Below are 16,189 nucleotides of genomic sequence, written 5' to 3' on the forward strand. Positions count from 1 at the left end.
AACGGGATTTAGGAATATTTGTCGGACAGCCATTTTTTCAGGTTTTCACGCAGAAAGGCAAGCTGTTTGCGGTAGCGGCGGCAAGGTGGGCAGACGGCCAGGTGGAAGTTGAGCAGGACGCGTTCGCGCAGGGTCAGTTTCCTGTCTTGCGCTTCGGACAGCAGTTTGCAGGCTTCGCGGCATTTGAACATGTTTTCCTCCTTACGCGCCGATGTCGAACCAACGCAGTTGCAGACAGCGGCGCAGGCTGTTGCGGGCCCGGTGCAGGATGACGTAGCAGTTGTCCCGCCCGATGCCGAAGCGGCCGCAGATTTCTTCTACTTCCATGCCCATGATTTCGCGCAGGTAGAAGATGCGGGCGGTGTCTTCCGGCAGGCCGCCGAGGCAGTTTTCCAGCGTGCGGAAAAAATCCTGCTGTTCGGCATAGTCTTCCGGCGGCCGCCAGGCGGCGGGGGCGGCGGTTTCGAGCCAGTGGCCGCCGGCATCGAAGCAGGTGTGCCAGGCTTGGTCAGCGGCTTCGTTTTCTTCGCGCAGGCTGTCGAGGCTGACGGCGGTGCGCCTGCCACTGCGGAAATGGTCGGCGATTTTGTTTTTGAGAATAGCCGTTACCCAGGTTTTCAAATCGGCTTCTTCGCGGAATTGGCCGAGCTTGCCCCAAGCGGCGGCAAGGGTTTCCTGCACGATGTCTTCCGCCTGCGCCTGGTCGCGCAGTTGGATGAGTGCGAACCGCAGGAGGCCGGGGCGCAGGGCGGCAAGCAAGCGGCCGTAGGTGTCTTGTCCGGGCGTGGTCATAAATCCCGATTCCGCCCGGCAGGCGCGGGCAGCAGCACGCCTGCTTCCACCCAGCTTCGGACGGTCTCTTCCAGCCAATCTGAAGCGTCGAGGCCGTCTGAAAGCGCGGCCAGTTGCGCCGAGATGCCCGACAGCGTGTCTGCGCCCGCTTCTTGGAAGTAGTTCAGCAGTAACAGGTCGGCTCCGTCGAGGGCGGTGTAATATACTTTGCCCGCGTTGTCGCGCCAGGTGAGCACGTCGGCGGCCGCACCGTCTATGCGTTCGAGGCCGGAAGAGACGAAGTCGCAGGGATAGTGTTTCAGCCGCGCGCCTTCGGCCCAGCGCAATTCAGTGTTTTCGTCCCATTGCGGGGCGGCTTCGGGCTGGATGACGGTTTCGGCGTGCAGGAGGTCGGTTTCGAAAGCCATCATGTGCAGGATGTTTTCAGACGGCCTTTCGTTTTCCGGCCTGCTGCGGACGTAGTCGAGAAACTGTTTGGGGATGTCGTTGAAAAACGGCGACTGCGGGCGGGCTTCGAGCAGGAAACGCCGTTGCAGGTTCTGCCACAGGCCGGCTTCGGCGAAACTGCCGGAAGCACTGAAGCATAAGTCGATGAAACTGTTTAGGTTGTTCAGCAGCAGGCGGCGGTAGACGCCGAGCCGTCCGATGTCCACGCCTTCGGGGGCTTGCGCCGCGCCGCGCGCATAGTCGGCCAAGGCCGTCTGAAAGGCCGCGCTGCGGCCGCTTCCGTTGTCAGGCTGCATGGTTTTCATGACGCTCCTGTTCCGTTTGTTGTTGGATTCGGGTGATGCGCGCCACTTCCGCTTCGAGTTCGGCAAACGGCGGCAGGTTGTTGTCGCGTTCGAGCAGGGTCGGCACGCTGTGCGGCAGGCGGCAGCAGGTGTAGGCGAAGAGTTCCCATACGTCGCCGCAAACGGCCTGCCCGTGGGTGTCAATCAGCAGGTCGTCCCCTTCCCGGTCGTGCCCGGCCATGTGCATATAGGTAACGCGCCCCGCATCCACTTGGTCGATGAAGTCGTGCGCGGCCAACAAGTTGTGGTTGAAGGCATTGACGTAGATGTTGTTCACGTCGAGGTGGATGTCGCAGTCGGCTTCCCGTGCGACGGCGTTGAGGAATTCCACTTCGCTCATTTCAGCCAGCGGGCTGTGGGCGTAATAGGAGGTGTTTTCCACCGCAATCCGCATTTCCAATATTTCCTGCACGCGGCGGATACGCGCGGCGGTGTGGCGCACGGATTCCCAGGTAAACGGCAGCGGCAAAAGGTCGTATACAAAACCGTTGTCGCCGCAATAGCTCAGATGCTCGGAAAAAAAGCCGATGCGGTAGCGGGCGATAAAATCTTTAATTTGTTTCAGGAAATCCACCCGCAGCGGGTCTTGTCCGCCCAAGGAAAGCGACAAGCCGTGGCAGGCGACGGGGAAGCGTTCCGCCACTTGGTCGAACTGCCTGCGCGCCGCGCCGCCCATACGCATCCAGTTTTCCGGTGCGACTTCGATAAAGCGGATGGGGCTGCCTGCGGGGTCGAGGTGCAGGAAATCCTCCGCCATCGCGCGCTTGTAGCCCAAGCCCGCGCCTTGAAGTGTGGTTGCCATATCGTTCCTTTCGAAATCGGATGTTCCTGTAAGGAAGGCCGTCTGAAAGCGCGTTTTAACGTTGTCAAAACGGATTGTGCCTTTTCAGACGGCCTCGGTTTATTTATGCGGCCGGATTAGTGGCTGCCGCATTTGCCTTCGCCGCATGCGCCTTCGGCCGCTTTAGGGGCGGCTTTTTTGGCGGCCGCGCATTTGCCTTCGGCCGCTTTGCTTTTGGCGGCACCGCATTTGGCTTCGGCGGCTTTGCCTTTTGCAGCGGGTTTGGCCGCGCCGCATTTGCCTTCGCCGCATGCGCCTTCAGCTGCTTTTTTCGCTGCCGCTTTGGCCGGAACGGTTTGTGCGGGTTTTGCGTTTTGGTCGGCAGCGGCGGCAGCCTGTGTGCCCATCAATGCCAATGCACCGGCCAGGGCGGCCAAAGAAGAAGTGGTTTTCATATGTTTACTCCTGAGTGTTAAAAAACGAATGAATATACCGGAAACAGTCCGGCAGGCTGTAAAAGGCCGTCTGAAAGCAAAATTTCCGTCTTTCAGACGGCCTGAAAGCTATTTTTTGCGGAAAAGCAGGTAATCCAGCGAATACTTTCCCGCGCCCTGCAACAGCAGGGGCAACAGTAGCAGCAGGTAAATAAAGGCCATTTTATAGCCGTTGTCGCAAACATTGTAGCCGTTGCCCGCGTGCACCGCATACCAGGCCACAGCGGTCAGTATCATCAATGCCAGCGCACCCAGGCGCGTCAGCAGGCCCAACACCAGCAAAACGGGTACGACCAATTCCGCCCCCATCGCCAGATTCCAGCTCAAACCCGCCGGCAGCAGGTCGAAGGGAAACGGAAACGCATCCCGTATATCGGCAAACCAGTTTTCGCCGCGCCATTTGGCCAAGCCTGCCTCGCCGAATTCGTAGGCGGCAAACAGCCGCAACGCCAACATTGAAATGCCTTTGCCGCAATCTTCCGTCGAGCGGCAAAGGCCGAGCGTTTTATCCATAAGAAACTTCCTCCGATGTCTTGATGCACGCTTAGACGGCGAGGGCGGCCGTTTCTTACAAATAAAGGGGAAAAATTTTTTGGTTTTCCCATAAGCCGATGAACGGAAATGAAATAAACTCGGTAAATCATCCCTTCGCCGCCGTTTCACGGCAAACGGGCGGTTCCTGCTTGCAGGCCGTCTGAAAACAGCCTGCCGGCCCACTCAATCGGCTTCATGCCCGTGCGCGCAGCCGCAACCGCAGGTATGCCCTGCCTCATGCCATTCTTCCTCTTCGCCGTCGAAGGTTTCCATATCGTCGAATTCGCCGTTTTCCAACATGGCTGCCAGTTCGTCGATGTCGTGCGCGCCCTCCACCCAAAAACAGGGTTCCCCGGGTGCGGCATCTGGCGGCAGGACTGCCGCCGTGCCTTCGTACCAGGCTGCCCAATAGCCGTTGGCCGTCTGAAAAAAGCGGGCGTCGGGATGTATGGTTTCGCCTTCGGTATTGACCAGCATCCGGGCGGCAATTTCGTTTTGAAACGGCAGTGTATCCATTTTCGGGTTTCCTTGTCGGTTTATTCCGCCTGTGCCGCTGCGGCATCGGGCGCGGTTTCTTCGTTCGGCGCGTCGTTCAGGCTGATTTCGATTTCGGCGTAATTCTCCGGCTGAACGATTCTGACCAGCCCTTCTTTCGCCAATTCCAAAAGCGCGATAAAGGTAACGACCACATAGGCCGGGCCTTGCGACGGACGGAACAGTTCGGAAAAACGGCAGGGCGCGGTTTGCAGGCGGCGCAGGATGCCGCTCATTTGCGCGCGGACGGACACGGCCTCCTGTATGACCTCATGGCTTTTGTTGTGTTTGGCTCTGGAGAGGATGGCCAGCCAGGCCTGCGTCAGGTCTGACAGGACGACTTCGGGCAGGCGGACTTCGGCGGCGATTTCCAGCGGCAGGTACGCCCAGGCAAAATCCCGTCCGGCGCGAGGCAGTGCGTCCAAGCTCTGCGCCGCCAGTTTCATTTGTTCGTAGGCCAGAAGGCGGCGCACCAGTTCCGCACGCGGGTCGGCCTCTTCCCCGTCTTCCGTTTCGGCGGTGCGCGGCAGCAGCAGCCGCGATTTGATTTCAATCAGCACCGCCGCCATCAGCAGGTATTCCGCCGCCAAATCAAATTGCTGCGCCTCGATTTGGGCGATGTAGTGCAGGTATTGCTCGGTGATTTTAATCATCGGAATATCCAGCACGTCGATATTCTGCTTGCGGATGAGGTAGAGCAGCAAGTCCAACGGCCCTTGGAAACTGCCCAAGACGACTTTCAGCGCGTCCGGCGGGATAAACAAATCCTGCGGCAGGTCGGTTACGGGCCGGCCGAATACCCAGGCAATGGCCTGTGCATTCTGTGCGGGCGGAGTGGAAAAAGACGTGGCGTGATTCATGGTTTAATAGCTTGAAACGATGTATTCCGCCCCGCTGAAACGGCCTTTGCGGACGACAAAGGGTATCCTTCCATTTCCGGCTCCCGTTTACCAATCTGCCAGCAGGCGGCGGATTTGTTCGATGGCATCATAGGATTTCCGGCTGCGTTCGTCCGCCGCCGCACCGTCATCGGCATGGGCGACGATGCCGCACAGGTGGGCATAGGGCAGGCCGACTTCGCGCGCCAATACCGCTTCGGGCATGCCGGTCATGCCGAATATGTCTACGCCGTCCCGACGCAAACGCCGCATTTCGGCGCGGGTCGGCGTGCGCGGCCCCTGCAGGCAGCCGTATACCGCCTGCGGCAGCAGCACGGTCTCGCGCGCGGCGGCGTGTTCGAGCAGGGTTTGGCGCAAGGCCGCATCGTAAGGTTCGGTAAAGTCGGTATGGACCACGCCGCAGTTGTCGTTTTCAAAGAAGGTGGCGGAACGGGCACTGGTGTAATCAATCAAATCGTCGGGCAAAACCAGCGAGCCCGACCGCCAATCGCTATTTAACGACGTAACCGCCGATACCGCGATAATTCCGACAACGTCCAACGACTTCAACGCCCAAATATTGGCGCGGTAATTGATTTCGTGCGGCGCAAGCGTGTGGTTCAGGCCGTGCCGCGCCAAAAACACCAGCTCGCGGCCGCCGCTCCTGCCGGTGAGCAGCGGCGCACTGGGCAGGCCGTATGGCGTGCGGACGATTCTGCGTCCGGTGATTTCGAGTTCGGGAATGCGGGTCAGGCCGCTGCCTCCGATAACGGCAAACATGTCTTTATTGCTCCGGCAGGTAAAAGGGCGGCATTATAGCAGGCTGTCCGAACTGTTTGTTTTCATCTGCCGTAGGTTTCCTTTTCAGACGGCCTGCTATAATTCAGGCCGTCTGAAAAACTATACCAACACCACCCACTCCATGACCACGGACTTCGACATCCCCCTCTTCCTCAAAAACCTGCCCAACCTGCCCGGCGTGTACCGTTTTTTCGACGAAGGCGGCAACGTCTTATACGTCGGCAAAGCAGTCAACCTCAAGCGGCGCGTGTCCGGTTATTTCCAAAAAAACGACCATTCCCCGCGCATCGCCTTGATGGTGAAACAGGTTCACCACATCGAAACCACCATCACCCGCTCCGAAGCCGAAGCCCTGATTCTCGAAAACAACTTCATCAAAGCCCTGTCGCCCAAATACAATATCCTTTTCCGCGACGACAAAAGCTATCCATATTTAATGCTGAGTGGACATCAATATCCGCAGATGGCGTATTACCGCGGCACGCTGAAAAAGCCCAACCAATACTTCGGCCCCTATCCCAACAGCAACGCCGTGCGCGACAGCATACAAGTCCTGCAAAAAGTCTTCATGCTGCGCACCTGCGAAGACAGCGTGTTCGAACACCGCGACCGCCCCTGCCTGCTGTACCAAATCAAACGCTGCACCGCGCCCTGCGTCGGACACATCAGCGAAGAAGACTACCGCGACAGCGTGCGTCAAGCCGCCACCTTCCTCAACGGTAAAACCGACGAACTGACCCGCACCCTGCAACACAAAATGCAGACTGCCGCCGCCAACCTGCAATTTGAAGAAGCCGCCCGCTACCGCGACCAAATCCAAGCGCTCGGCGTCATGCAGAGCAACCAGTTCATCGACAGCAAAAACCCCAACAACCCCAACGACATCGATCTGCTCGCCCTTGCCGTTTCAGACGGCCTCGTCTGCGTACACTGGGTCAGCATACGCGGCGGGCGGCACGTCGGCGACAAAAGCTTTTTCCCCGACACCAAAAACGACCCCGAACCAAACGGACAAGATTACGCCGAAGCCTTCGTTGCCCAACACTATCTGGGCAAAAGCAAACCCGACATCATCATCAGCAACTTCCCCGTCCCCGACGCCTTGAAAGAAGCTTTAGAGGGCGAACATGGCAAACAAATGCAGTTCGTAACCAAAACCATAGGCGAACGCAAAGTCTGGCTGAAAATGGCGGAACAAAACGCACAGATGGCGATTGCCCAACGCCGCCTGCAACAAAGCAGCCAGCAACACCGCATCGACGAGTTGGCAAAAATCCTGAACATGAATTCAGACGACCTCAACCGACTCGAATGTTTCGACATCAGCCACACCCAAGGCGAAGCCACCATCGCCTCCTGCGTCGTGTACGACGAACAAAACATCCAACCCTCGCAATACCGCCGCTACAACATCACCACCGCCAAACCCGGAGACGACTACGCCGCCATGCGCGAAGTCCTCACCCGTCGCTACGGCAAAATGCAGGAAGCCGAAGCCAACGGCGAGACCGTTAAATGGCCCGATGTCGTATTGATTGACGGCGGCAAAGGACAAATCGGCATCGCCGTATCCGTATGGGAAGAACTCGGGCTGCACATCCCCTTGGTCGGCATCGCCAAAGGCCCCGAACGCAAAGCCGGCATGGAAGAACTCATCCTCCCGTTCACCGGCGAGACCTTCCGCCTGCCGCCTAACAGCCCCGCCCTGCACCTCCTGCAAACCGTGCGCGACGAATCACACCGCTTCGCCATCACCGGCCACCGCAAAAAACGCGACAAAGCCCGCGTTACCTCTTCCCTCAGCGACATCCCCGGCGTAGGCAGCAAACGCCGCCAGGCCCTGCTCACCCGCTTTGGCGGCCTGCGCGGCGTCGTTGCCGCCAGCAAAGAAGATTTGGAACAAGTCGAAGGCATCAGCAAGGCATTGGCGGAAACCATTTACGAGCATCTGCATTAAACGGCTGCCGTACAAAAAAGGCCGTCTGAAAACCCGAAACCTCGGTTTTCAGACGGCCTTTGCACAACATCATCAATGGTCGGAAGCCTTTTCCGCTCCAATACCGGTCATCGAACGGACATACTGCTCTTCATAACCGGCCTTGTCTTCTTCGGCACGGGCAGATTTGTCAGTTATTGAAGCCAGCCAAGCCGCAATAAAGGCAGCGGGGATGCTGAAAATGGCGGGCGAACCGTAGGGGAAGATGGGTGATTCAAAATGAAACACGCTAACCCACACACTCGGCCCCAAAATAATCATCACCAGCGACAACAGTAGGCCGGTATATCCGCCGACAACCGCGCCGCGCGTGGTCAATCCTTTCCAAAACATCGACAGTGCCAAAATCGGGAAATTGGCCGAAGCTGCCACGGCAAAAGCCAAGCCGACCATGAAGGCAACGTTTTGATTTTCAAAAATCAAGCCGAAAATAATCGACAAAACACCCAAAATCAGCACGGTAGCGCGTGAAACCCGCATTTCCTCATGGGAAGTGGCCTTTCCTTTGCGGATTACCGACGCATAGATGTCATGGCTCACCGCCGAAGCTCCCGACAGGGTCAAACCCGCCACCACGGCCAAAATGGTTGCGAATGCCACCGCCGAAATAAAGCCTAAGAACATATTGCCGCCCAAGGCTTCGGATAAATGCACCGCCGCCATATTGCTGCCGCCTATCATTTCATAAACGGTTTTGCCGTCTTTCACCATTTCCGCAAAGAAATTCGGATTGTCCTTGGTCACAAAAATAATGGCGCCGAAACCGATAATAAAAGTCAGGATGTAGAAGTAACCGATAAAGCCTGTGGCGACAAACACCGATTTACGCGCTTCCTTCGCATCCGGCACGGTAAAGAACCTCATCAGGATGTGCGGCAGGCCGGCCGTACCGAACATTAAAGCCAATCCGAGCGACAACGCATCAATCGGGTCTTTCACCAAACCGCCCGGCTCCAAAATTTTGCTGCCTTTTTCATGAATGGACACCGCTTTGGCAAACATCTGCTCCATGCTGAAACCCGATGCTTTTAAAATCACGAAAGCCATAAAACTCGCACCCGACAACAACAGTACCGCTTTAATCATCTGTACCCAAGTGGTCGCCAACATTCCGCCGAACAACACATACGCCACCATCAAAACACCGACAATGACCACGGCCGACAGATAATTCATGCCGAATAGCAACTGAATCAGTTTGCCTGCACCGACAATTTGCGCAATCAGGTACAGCATCACCACCAGAATCGAACCGGAAGCGGCCAAGAGGCGAACCGGCGTTTGCTGCAAACGGTAGGCCACCACGTCGGAAAAGGTAAACTTGCCTAAATTCCGCAGCCGTTCGGCCACCAAGAACAACACCAGCGGCCAACCGACCAAAAAGCCGGTGGAATAAATCAAACCGTCATACCCGCGCGTGAACACCATGGCAGAAATACCGAGGAAAGACGCTGCCGACATAAAGTCGCCCGCAATCGCCAAACCGTTTTGAAACCCCGAAATTCCGCCACCGGCCGTGTAAAAATCCTTGGACGATTTGTTTTTCTTTGCCGCCCACTTGGTGATAAACAGCGTGGCGCCAACAAAAATAAAAAACATCACCACTGCTGGAACATTCAGCGGACGCTGTTGCACCTCGCCGGAAATAGCGTCTGCCGCCCATGCTGCGTTGGCGGCCAAGCAGGCTGCAAAGGCAAAATAAAATTTATTCATCTTTTTCATTTTTTCCCCTCCGTTACTTCGCGCACCACTTCGCGGGTGGTTTCTTCAAAACGGCCGTTGGCAACATAAACATAAATGCCGGTAATCGCCACCGCAAATATAATCACGGCCAGGCCGATATAAATCCCCCAAGTTGTTATCCCGCCCTCGGACACGGGCGTGGCAAACGCCTGTGGATCGATGCCGAGATAGGCGACAAACAGCGTATAGACCACAAACATCACGGCGGAAAACGTCCAGCCCAAAATCGATTTCTGTTTGGCCATGGTTTGGAACTTGGGATGCGACAGCACTTTAGACGTCGTCTGCTTATCCATTTTTCAATCTCCTCTTACTTTGTGTTCAGCCGGCAAACCGGTATGGCGCGATTTAAAATCCCGGCGGACATTTTGGCTAATTTTATTTTCGGATGGACGTCATCAGCCTGCCTGATGGCCGGCGTGGCCGGCGTGTGCCCGCCGCTTCGTGCCGCCTTATCAAAGCAGGTATTTCCGCAAAGAATAGAGGCCGTCTGAAAAGTTTTCAGACGGCCTCTGTTGTCATGTGTTTGCTATTACTGCAAACGGTGTTGCTCTTCGCGCACGGCATTCACCACGTCCGCATCGAACAGCGCGTTCACGTCCGTTTCGTCGAATACGTATTTTTCGTTGCAGAAATCGCAATCCACCGAAATGCTGCCCTCTTCCGCCACAATCGAACCGACTTCCTCACCGCCCAGCATCAGCAGCATGTCGCTGACTTTGCCGCGCGAGCAGGTGCAGGCGAATTCCAGCGTTTCCGGTTCGAAAACGCGCGGCGGGGTTTCGTGGAACAGGCGGTACAGCAGGTGTTGCGCATCTAATTTCAGCAACTCCTCCGCCGTTACAGTATCGGCCAGCGCGGTAACGTGCGCCCATGCCTCTTCGTCCAAGGTTTCTTCCGGCAGACGCTGTAACAGCAAGCCGGATGCGGTGTCGCCGTCGGCGGCCAGCGTGATGTGGGTTTCCAGCTGTTCGGAACGCAGCATGTAGTGGGTCAGCATTTCGGCGATGCTGCCGCCTTCCAGCGGTACCACGCCCTGCCACGGCTCGCCGTCCTGCGGCTGGACGGTAATGACGAATACGCCGTTTTCGCCCAAGAGGTCGCGCAGGGTTTCGTTGCCGCCTATTTGCGCGGTTTCGTCCCAACGCGCGGTGGCGCGGCAGGTTTGGTTGGAAGTGGCTTCCACCACCAGCATTTTCAGACGGCCTTGCCCCTGAACCTGCACAATCAATGTGCCTTCAAGTTTCAGGTTGCTCGACAGCAGTGCGCCTGCGGCCAGCAATTCGCCCAACGCGCGGCGGATGGCGGCGGGATATTGTTTGCGGCCGACAATGTGCCGCCACACTTCCTCCAGCCGGACATGCAGGCCGCGGACGGGCATGTCGTCGAAAATAAAGCGGGTGCGTAAGTCTTGGTTGTTCGGATTCATTTTTGTCCTTTTCAATCTCGGCGGTTCGTGCAGGATGTTTTTACGGCAAAGCGGAAACTTTAAAACACAGCCACCGCCATTCTCCCGCAAGCAGGAATCCGGAGGTTGGGCATAACGGCAATTCCCTTCCACTTCTGAAAAATCGAAGTCCGGATTCCCGACTGCGCGGGAATGGCGGCGGTTGTATATTTCCATCCGAGCCGTCGTCTTTTCAGACGGCCTGTATCTTTATTCCTCCTGCCCTTTCTGCTCTTTCGGCAGACGCAGGATGGAAACGACGAATCCGCCCCAAATCACTACCAGGGAAATCATCATCATAATAATGGCATTTGTGCTCATTCCAAGTCTCCTTTATTGTTGTCAATCGGGGCAATAGTGGCCGCGCTGCGGTGCCACGGCAGGAAGGTCAGGATGACGGACAATACGATGAGGCCGCCGGCCATACCCCAGCCCAAAATATTCAGGAACCAATCGGGATAACCGCCGTAGTTTTTCGCCAATAGGTCGCGGGTATCGAGGAACAGCATGTAGCCCAACACATTAAGCGTAGTGAGGATGAAGAAGTTCCAGACAATGCCGATTTTGAAAGAGGAAACGGAATTGACGTGTTTGCGCAGCAGCGGCAGTTTTTCCCACACCACCAAAGCCAGCACATACATGAAACCGGCGGCCACGATGCCGTAAACGTTGATGAATTTGTCCAACACGTCCAACACGGGCAGGCCTGTGGTCGTACCGAACAGCAGGGTGGAAATCACCGCCATCGGAATGCACACGGCCAATGTAGCCGGCACGCGCGCCACTTTCCATTTGTCCTGCACGGCGGCCACAATCACTTCCACCACGGAAATCAGGGAAGTAATGCCGGCGAACACCAGCGAACCGAAAAACAGTACGCCGATAATCGAGCCCAAGGGAGCCTGCACCTGATTGATGATGGTCGGGAAGGCGATAAAGGCCAAGCCGATGCCGGAAGAGGCAACATCGCTGACTTCCTTACCCTGCGAGGCGGCCATAAAGCCCAATGCTGCAAACACGCCGATACCGGCCAATACTTCGAAACTGCTGTTGGCAAAGCCGACCACCAAACCGGTGCTGCCCAAATCGGATTTGGGTTTCAGATACGACGAATAGGTAATCATGATGCCGAAACAGATGGAAAGCGAGAAGAAAATCTGGCCGTAAGCCGCCACCCACACGCCTGGTTCGGTCAGCTTAGACCAATTGGGCGTAAACAGCGCGTCCAAGCCTTTGGTCGCGCCCGGCAGCGTGAGCGAAATGCCGACCATCAAAACGAACATCACCACCAAAAGCGGCATAAAGAAGGTAGACGCACGCGCCACGCCTTTCTGCACGCCTGCGGCCAGGATGAAGATGGTAAACAGCCACACACCGATCAGCGGCCACAACACGCTGCCGACAAAATCCAAACCCAAACCGGGGTCTTTCGCCATTTTCAGGTATTCGCCGAAAAAGAAACTTTCGGGCTGCGCGCCCCATGTTCCGGTAACCGAATAGAAGGTATAGCTGACCGCCCAGCCGAGAATCACGGCGTAATAGGTACAAATGACGACGTTGGTCAGCACGTTCCACCAGCCGAACGGCTCGAAATATTTGGAAACGTGTCGAAACGCCAACGGGGGCGAACCGCGATAACGGTGGCCGATGGCGTAATCGAGCAGCAGCAGCGGGATACCCGCCGTAATCAGCGCAATCAGATAGGGAATAATGAACGCGCCGCCGCCGTTGTCATAAGCGACATAGGGAAAACGCCAGATATTGCCCAAGCCCACCGCCGAACCGATGGCGGCAAACATAAAGGCTTTCCGGCTGGAAAAAGTTTCGCGCTGCGATTGTTGTTGTTCAGACACGAATGCACCTCCTTGATGTGATGGCCGCAGCCCGAACGGACCGCGGCGATGAATACAAAAAAGCGTCGGAAACGGGTTTCCGACCGATATAAAACGCCATCATACTGGTTTGTGTAAAGTTTTGCGAGTAGAAATTAATTTTGGAGCTGACGTAGATTAGCAGTTATGCTAGGCATGAAAAAATGCAGATAAATAATTGTAAATTAAACAAGAGAGTTCAAAAGAAACTACTTGAATTTTTTGTACTTTTTTCTTTAATTTGCAGTGTGTTATCTTCATATTTTGAGGGTAACATATCTGCTAATTTAGTACAGCCCAAAATACTTTTGTAAGAGATTTATTGAGATTTACGGCAACTGTTTACATTAGCCACACCATAATAATCCTCCGCAACCAATTTATTATTTCTATAAAATATAGGTATTTTTCTAAAATATTTATCTAAATTAATATCCACATCACCATCACTTAAAGTATTCCTCCCCTTCCAATTAACATAGTATTTAGAAGGCGCCATAACCAAACATCCACTTTTATGGTTTAAAATCAGAATATTATTAGTTTCATGATAATGAGATGAATTTTCTTCTAAATCCTCTACCATACCCCCTTCTATATGCATAAGTATTGAATAACTACCATCAGGTGAAGATTCCAGATAAACAACTTCAGATACACAATTATCTACTTTATCTTTTTGATAACAGCCATCTTGTAAGGAATATGTTTTTATTCCTTTACTTTTCATAGTATATCGCATAAAAATATTTTTTTTGTTTGGCTTTAAAAACTCTAGCTGCCCATAACCTAACAAATTCTGTACATCATGAACAGGAAAAATATTTTTTTCTGCCATAACAAAACTACTATAAAAAAAGAATATTAAAATAATTTTCTTCATAGCATATCCTTCATTTCAATATTTCTTTTAAATGATTATAGCGACTTTTTGAATCAGTCATCGGTTGCTTTCCATAAGTCTCCCTATGCCTTGCATAAATATCTAAAAATTTATATTCATCATTTTTCCGTTCATTTATGTTAGATGACCAATTCTGAATAGGTTTTCCTCCTGTAGAAGTCAAAAAAGCCTGAACCGAAGCGGCGTACGGCGCGGTACCCGCCCCGGCGGTAAAAAACGTGACCGCCACGCCGATGGCAATAACCAGAACCACGACCGCACCGATAGCGATGATCTGCATCCAGTCTATCTTTGAGGGCAAATTCATAGCGTCCTGTGCCCAGCACGATTTTGACCGTGCCGTTTTTTGCCCGAAGCATCCTTCTTGTCCGACAGCCTAGCTTGACGCAAGGCTTCCTTGTCGGTTCCCGGCGGCAGTTTCTGTTTGCACACCCAGCTGATAGTGTCCCAGCTGAGGTGGTCGCCACTGTCGCAATAGCCGATGCGGGTTTTATCGTCGTCGGTCAGATAGTAGGCGGCGTATCGAGGGACGGGTAATGGGTTGTAGGATAATGAGCATATGAAGGGAAGGCCACCTGAAAGTAGTTTTCAGACGGCCTTTATGACTATTAAACGCTAACCCAAGGTTTCTACCATTCACTAAAAAATAATCTTTTATTTATAATTTCTAATTGCTCTCCGGTCAGCATTTTTTCAGCATATTTTCCGAATTCCCTTCTCCATGCCGGTAGCCATCGGTATTTAGCGTTTGTTCCTGTCCCATGTAAGTCTGGTGAGTAAAACAAATTAATTAATGCTTCTTTATCTGTCAGTATCTTTTGACCATATGATTGATTCGCAATTTTTGCTAAGTATAAATGCTCTCTAATCGAAATATGTTGCATCAATAAGATTGTATATGCCTTTTGGGATTGATCATAATCTTGGGATAGCAGTACGTGTGCCGCATCGCATATATATTTATCTTGATCCTTATAAATAAAATCTAATCGGTCATCAGCAGTAAAATCGTAAGGACTATATTCAAAATCTTTCCATGTATATCCACCAACAAGATTACGTTTTAATAAATATTCTCTTGTATTTTCCTCAGACAATTCATCAATGACTCGTAGAAATGCCGAATCTTTAGCTGGCTTGTAATTTAAACACCCACTATAAGGAATCTCCGTATAAATTAAAAAAGTTAATAATGGCAGCAATAAAAACAAGGTAATAAATAAAAATATTTTTTTCATCTTTTAATTACCTTATGTTTATACCTACGAAAAGTTTTAAAATCAAAATCATTTCGTGAAGCTGTTCCATTTTTCATTCTAAATCCTGCATCATTGACCTCTACTTTATTATGCCCGGCAGAAATGCATACCCCGTCTGTCAAAATAAAACCTACATGACCAGAAGCATCCTCCCATTTTCTACCATAATCTCTTCTAACATCAAATGAACCAATATCACCAGGTAATGGTTTATTTCTTAAAAGCAACCAATCATTATTTAGAAATGTCAATTTATCATCTCCCCATTCTCTTGCCAAAGGAGGAGAATCATTAGGTATCCAACCATGAGGCAGCCATGGGATATTAATACCAACCTCTTGTAGTACATCATAAACGAATGTACTGCATTTATTTGAAGGATTAGGATATTTAAACTTTTCAGTTACTATTATTTCTTTAGCCGTAGGTTTGCCCATAAATAAGCCTGCGCGTGAATCATTTGTCCAAACTGTTCTCTTTACTCTTCTCGTTGAAGTCTTTTCAGTGTCGTACTCCCATTTTTTGCTTCCTCTATATTTCAATGCTGTTAATACAATTTTCCTCGGAATATCTTTAATAACTACCTTTGCAAATAAATTTTTATTTTGATGTCTAATATTATACTCAACTTCAAAAAAATCCCCCTCAAACGTTCCTCCTCCGGCTAAGGGGACTCTTACCCAGGGAGAGACCAAAGCCACAGTCGTATTTGTTGGTCTCAAATGGTTATGCCGGCCTATAACTTTTTCCGACCCATTTGCAGCTACTACCTTAACTTCAACATAATCAAAAGGTTGCTTAGGTACAATGGCTCTTCCCGCATCAATAACCAGTCGATTTTCGTGCCATGTAATTTGATAAGAAGCAATATCTCTATTTTGTATCACCACTCCTTCCCCTATCTGTACACTATTAATATATACGCGATAGCGTAATTTTTCAGGCGTACCTGCCAGAGAGTCTTTGAAGACTATCAATAATTTTGATTTGCTCATTTTAAATCCTCCTTAGCTTCATCTTCTTCATACACAAACATCTGCCAGTTATCACTTTCTTTTCCAATGAGCAGATAGCTACCTCCATCAAACTCACTTCTATCATAATCATTACCCAATCCGCTTTCATTTTGCGTCGTAGATGAAAAGAGAGTTTTATCATTAGCATCTTTCAATTTATAGTCCAAAGCAATGCCTGATATTTTCTGTGTTCCCCTACGTTTGATTTGAATACTTGTCATTTTTTTTTCTTTTTGATTCGAAGGTAATAGCGGTAACAATTTAGACACACTAGACCTCTTGCGAAAGTATCCTGAAGATTTACAATTTCCAAATGAAATACGAAAACCTAATCCAAAGAAGCAACAG

Annotated in this window: 20 protein-coding genes and 2 pseudogenes; 2 read left to right on the forward strand and 20 right to left on the reverse strand. The window is 52.2% G+C overall.

Annotation, left to right across the window (positions count from 1 at the left end; all coding sequences use genetic code 11):
• Nucleotides 1-8 precede the first annotated feature (8 nt).
• The 9 genes from ACTHSL_RS02065 to ACTHSL_RS02105 all read right to left on the reverse strand — a co-directional run bounded on the left by ACTHSL_RS02065 (nucleotide 9) and on the right by ACTHSL_RS02105 (nucleotide 5,584).
• Complete coding sequence (locus ACTHSL_RS02065; protein WP_107853769.1) at nucleotides 9-191, reverse strand: zf-HC2 domain-containing protein; 183 nt, start codon at nucleotides 189-191, stop codon at nucleotides 9-11.
• 10 nt (nucleotides 192-201) lie between these two features.
• On the reverse strand, nucleotides 202-792 hold the full coding sequence (locus tag ACTHSL_RS02070; RefSeq protein ID WP_440380146.1) for a sigma-70 family RNA polymerase sigma factor: 591 nt from the start codon (nucleotides 790-792) through the stop codon (nucleotides 202-204).
• The gene (locus tag ACTHSL_RS02075; protein ID WP_440380147.1) at nucleotides 789-1,544 is read right to left on the reverse strand and encodes an HvfC/BufC family peptide modification chaperone; all 756 of its coding nucleotides are present in this window, start codon (nucleotides 1,542-1,544) and stop codon (nucleotides 789-791) included. Before ACTHSL_RS02075 ends, ACTHSL_RS02070 begins: the two co-directional genes overlap by 4 nt.
• The gene (locus ACTHSL_RS02080; RefSeq protein WP_440380148.1) at nucleotides 1,525-2,385 is read right to left on the reverse strand and encodes an HvfB family MNIO-type RiPP peptide maturase; all 861 of its coding nucleotides are present in this window, start codon (nucleotides 2,383-2,385) and stop codon (nucleotides 1,525-1,527) included. The genes ACTHSL_RS02075 and ACTHSL_RS02080 overlap by 20 nt, the downstream gene beginning before the upstream one ends.
• Nucleotides 2,386-2,501: 116 nt before the next feature.
• Nucleotides 2,502-2,819 (reverse strand): HvfA family oxazolone/thioamide-modified RiPP metallophore, encoded by a 318-nt coding sequence (locus tag ACTHSL_RS02085; RefSeq protein ID WP_049250249.1) that lies wholly within the window; start codon nucleotides 2,817-2,819, stop codon nucleotides 2,502-2,504.
• A gap of 108 nt (nucleotides 2,820-2,927) precedes the next feature.
• The gene (locus tag ACTHSL_RS02090; RefSeq protein ID WP_003771689.1) at nucleotides 2,928-3,371 is read right to left on the reverse strand and encodes an HvfX family Cu-binding RiPP maturation protein; all 444 of its coding nucleotides are present in this window, start codon (nucleotides 3,369-3,371) and stop codon (nucleotides 2,928-2,930) included.
• A gap of 204 nt (nucleotides 3,372-3,575) precedes the next feature.
• Complete coding sequence (locus tag ACTHSL_RS02095; RefSeq protein ID WP_440380149.1) at nucleotides 3,576-3,908, reverse strand: hypothetical protein; 333 nt, start codon at nucleotides 3,906-3,908, stop codon at nucleotides 3,576-3,578.
• Between the two features lie 20 nt (nucleotides 3,909-3,928).
• Nucleotides 3,929-4,786 (reverse strand): segregation and condensation protein A, encoded by an 858-nt coding sequence (locus ACTHSL_RS02100; RefSeq protein ID WP_440380150.1) that lies wholly within the window; start codon nucleotides 4,784-4,786, stop codon nucleotides 3,929-3,931.
• A gap of 87 nt (nucleotides 4,787-4,873) precedes the next feature.
• On the reverse strand, nucleotides 4,874-5,584 hold the full coding sequence (locus tag ACTHSL_RS02105; RefSeq protein ID WP_074895961.1) for an S-methyl-5'-thioinosine phosphorylase: 711 nt from the start codon (nucleotides 5,582-5,584) through the stop codon (nucleotides 4,874-4,876).
• A 142-nt stretch (nucleotides 5,585-5,726) separates the two neighbouring features.
• Between ACTHSL_RS02105 and uvrC the strand changes: the two genes are divergently transcribed.
• Nucleotides 5,727-7,562 carry an excinuclease ABC subunit UvrC gene (gene uvrC, locus ACTHSL_RS02110; RefSeq protein WP_440380166.1) on the forward strand — a complete coding sequence of 612 codons (1,836 nt, stop codon included), beginning with the start codon at nucleotides 5,727-5,729 and terminating at the stop codon, nucleotides 7,560-7,562.
• A 72-nt stretch (nucleotides 7,563-7,634) separates the two neighbouring features.
• Here uvrC and ACTHSL_RS02115 read toward each other — a convergent pair whose 3' ends face one another.
• The 5 genes from ACTHSL_RS02115 to ACTHSL_RS02135 form a co-directional block, all read right to left on the reverse strand.
• Nucleotides 7,635-9,323, reverse strand: a complete 1,689-nt coding sequence (locus ACTHSL_RS02115; RefSeq protein WP_440380151.1) for a cation acetate symporter — start codon at nucleotides 9,321-9,323, stop codon at nucleotides 7,635-7,637.
• Nucleotides 9,320-9,640, reverse strand: coding sequence for a DUF485 domain-containing protein (locus tag ACTHSL_RS02120; protein ID WP_070454812.1), 321 nt, complete (start codon nucleotides 9,638-9,640; stop codon nucleotides 9,320-9,322). The genes ACTHSL_RS02115 and ACTHSL_RS02120 overlap by 4 nt, the downstream gene beginning before the upstream one ends.
• 236 nt (nucleotides 9,641-9,876) lie before the next feature.
• The gene (gene hslO / locus ACTHSL_RS02125; protein ID WP_440380152.1) at nucleotides 9,877-10,773 is read right to left on the reverse strand and encodes an Hsp33 family molecular chaperone HslO; all 897 of its coding nucleotides are present in this window, start codon (nucleotides 10,771-10,773) and stop codon (nucleotides 9,877-9,879) included.
• A gap of 228 nt (nucleotides 10,774-11,001) precedes the next feature.
• Nucleotides 11,002-11,112: a methionine/alanine import family NSS transporter small subunit gene (locus ACTHSL_RS02130; RefSeq protein WP_040665779.1), complete on the reverse strand. Its 111-nt coding sequence runs from the start codon at nucleotides 11,110-11,112 to the stop codon at nucleotides 11,002-11,004.
• A complete protein-coding gene (locus ACTHSL_RS02135) occupies nucleotides 11,109-12,644 on the reverse strand; it encodes a sodium-dependent transporter (RefSeq protein ID WP_440380153.1) in 1,536 nt (511 codons plus the stop codon). Before ACTHSL_RS02135 ends, ACTHSL_RS02130 begins: the two co-directional genes overlap by 4 nt.
• 182 nt (nucleotides 12,645-12,826) lie before the next feature.
• Here ACTHSL_RS02135 and ACTHSL_RS02140 point away from each other — a divergent pair.
• Nucleotides 12,827-12,892 (forward strand): annotated as a pseudogene (locus ACTHSL_RS02140) (IS1595 family transposase); the annotation flags it as partial.
• On the opposite strand, the pseudogene ACTHSL_RS02145 reads toward ACTHSL_RS02140, so the two are convergent.
• The 6 genes and pseudogenes from ACTHSL_RS02145 to ACTHSL_RS02170 all read right to left on the reverse strand — a co-directional run.
• Nucleotides 12,865-12,939 (reverse strand): annotated as a pseudogene (locus tag ACTHSL_RS02145) (IS1595 family transposase); the annotation flags it as partial. The pseudogenes ACTHSL_RS02140 and ACTHSL_RS02145 overlap by 28 nt on opposite strands.
• Before the next feature lie 42 nt (nucleotides 12,940-12,981).
• A complete protein-coding gene (locus ACTHSL_RS02150) occupies nucleotides 12,982-13,545 on the reverse strand; it encodes a hypothetical protein (RefSeq protein WP_440380154.1) in 564 nt (187 codons plus the stop codon).
• Nucleotides 13,546-13,555: 10 nt separating this feature from the next.
• The gene (locus tag ACTHSL_RS02155) at nucleotides 13,556-13,846 is read right to left on the reverse strand and encodes a hypothetical protein (protein WP_440380155.1); all 291 of its coding nucleotides are present in this window, start codon (nucleotides 13,844-13,846) and stop codon (nucleotides 13,556-13,558) included.
• A gap of 349 nt (nucleotides 13,847-14,195) precedes the next feature.
• On the reverse strand, nucleotides 14,196-14,804 hold the full coding sequence (locus ACTHSL_RS02160) for a hypothetical protein (protein ID WP_440380156.1): 609 nt from the start codon (nucleotides 14,802-14,804) through the stop codon (nucleotides 14,196-14,198).
• Nucleotides 14,801-15,820: a hypothetical protein gene (locus ACTHSL_RS02165; protein WP_440380157.1), complete on the reverse strand. Its 1,020-nt coding sequence runs from the start codon at nucleotides 15,818-15,820 to the stop codon at nucleotides 14,801-14,803. Before ACTHSL_RS02165 ends, ACTHSL_RS02160 begins: the two co-directional genes overlap by 4 nt.
• Nucleotides 15,817-16,189 (reverse strand): hypothetical protein (locus ACTHSL_RS02170; protein ID WP_440380158.1); only part of this gene is annotated, 373 nt, incomplete at its 5' end. The genes ACTHSL_RS02170 and ACTHSL_RS02165, both read right to left, overlap by 4 nt.

Source organism: Neisseria sp. P0008.S010, assembly GCF_051962715.1.
GTDB classification, from domain to species: domain Bacteria; phylum Pseudomonadota; class Gammaproteobacteria; order Burkholderiales; family Neisseriaceae; genus Neisseria; species Neisseria elongata.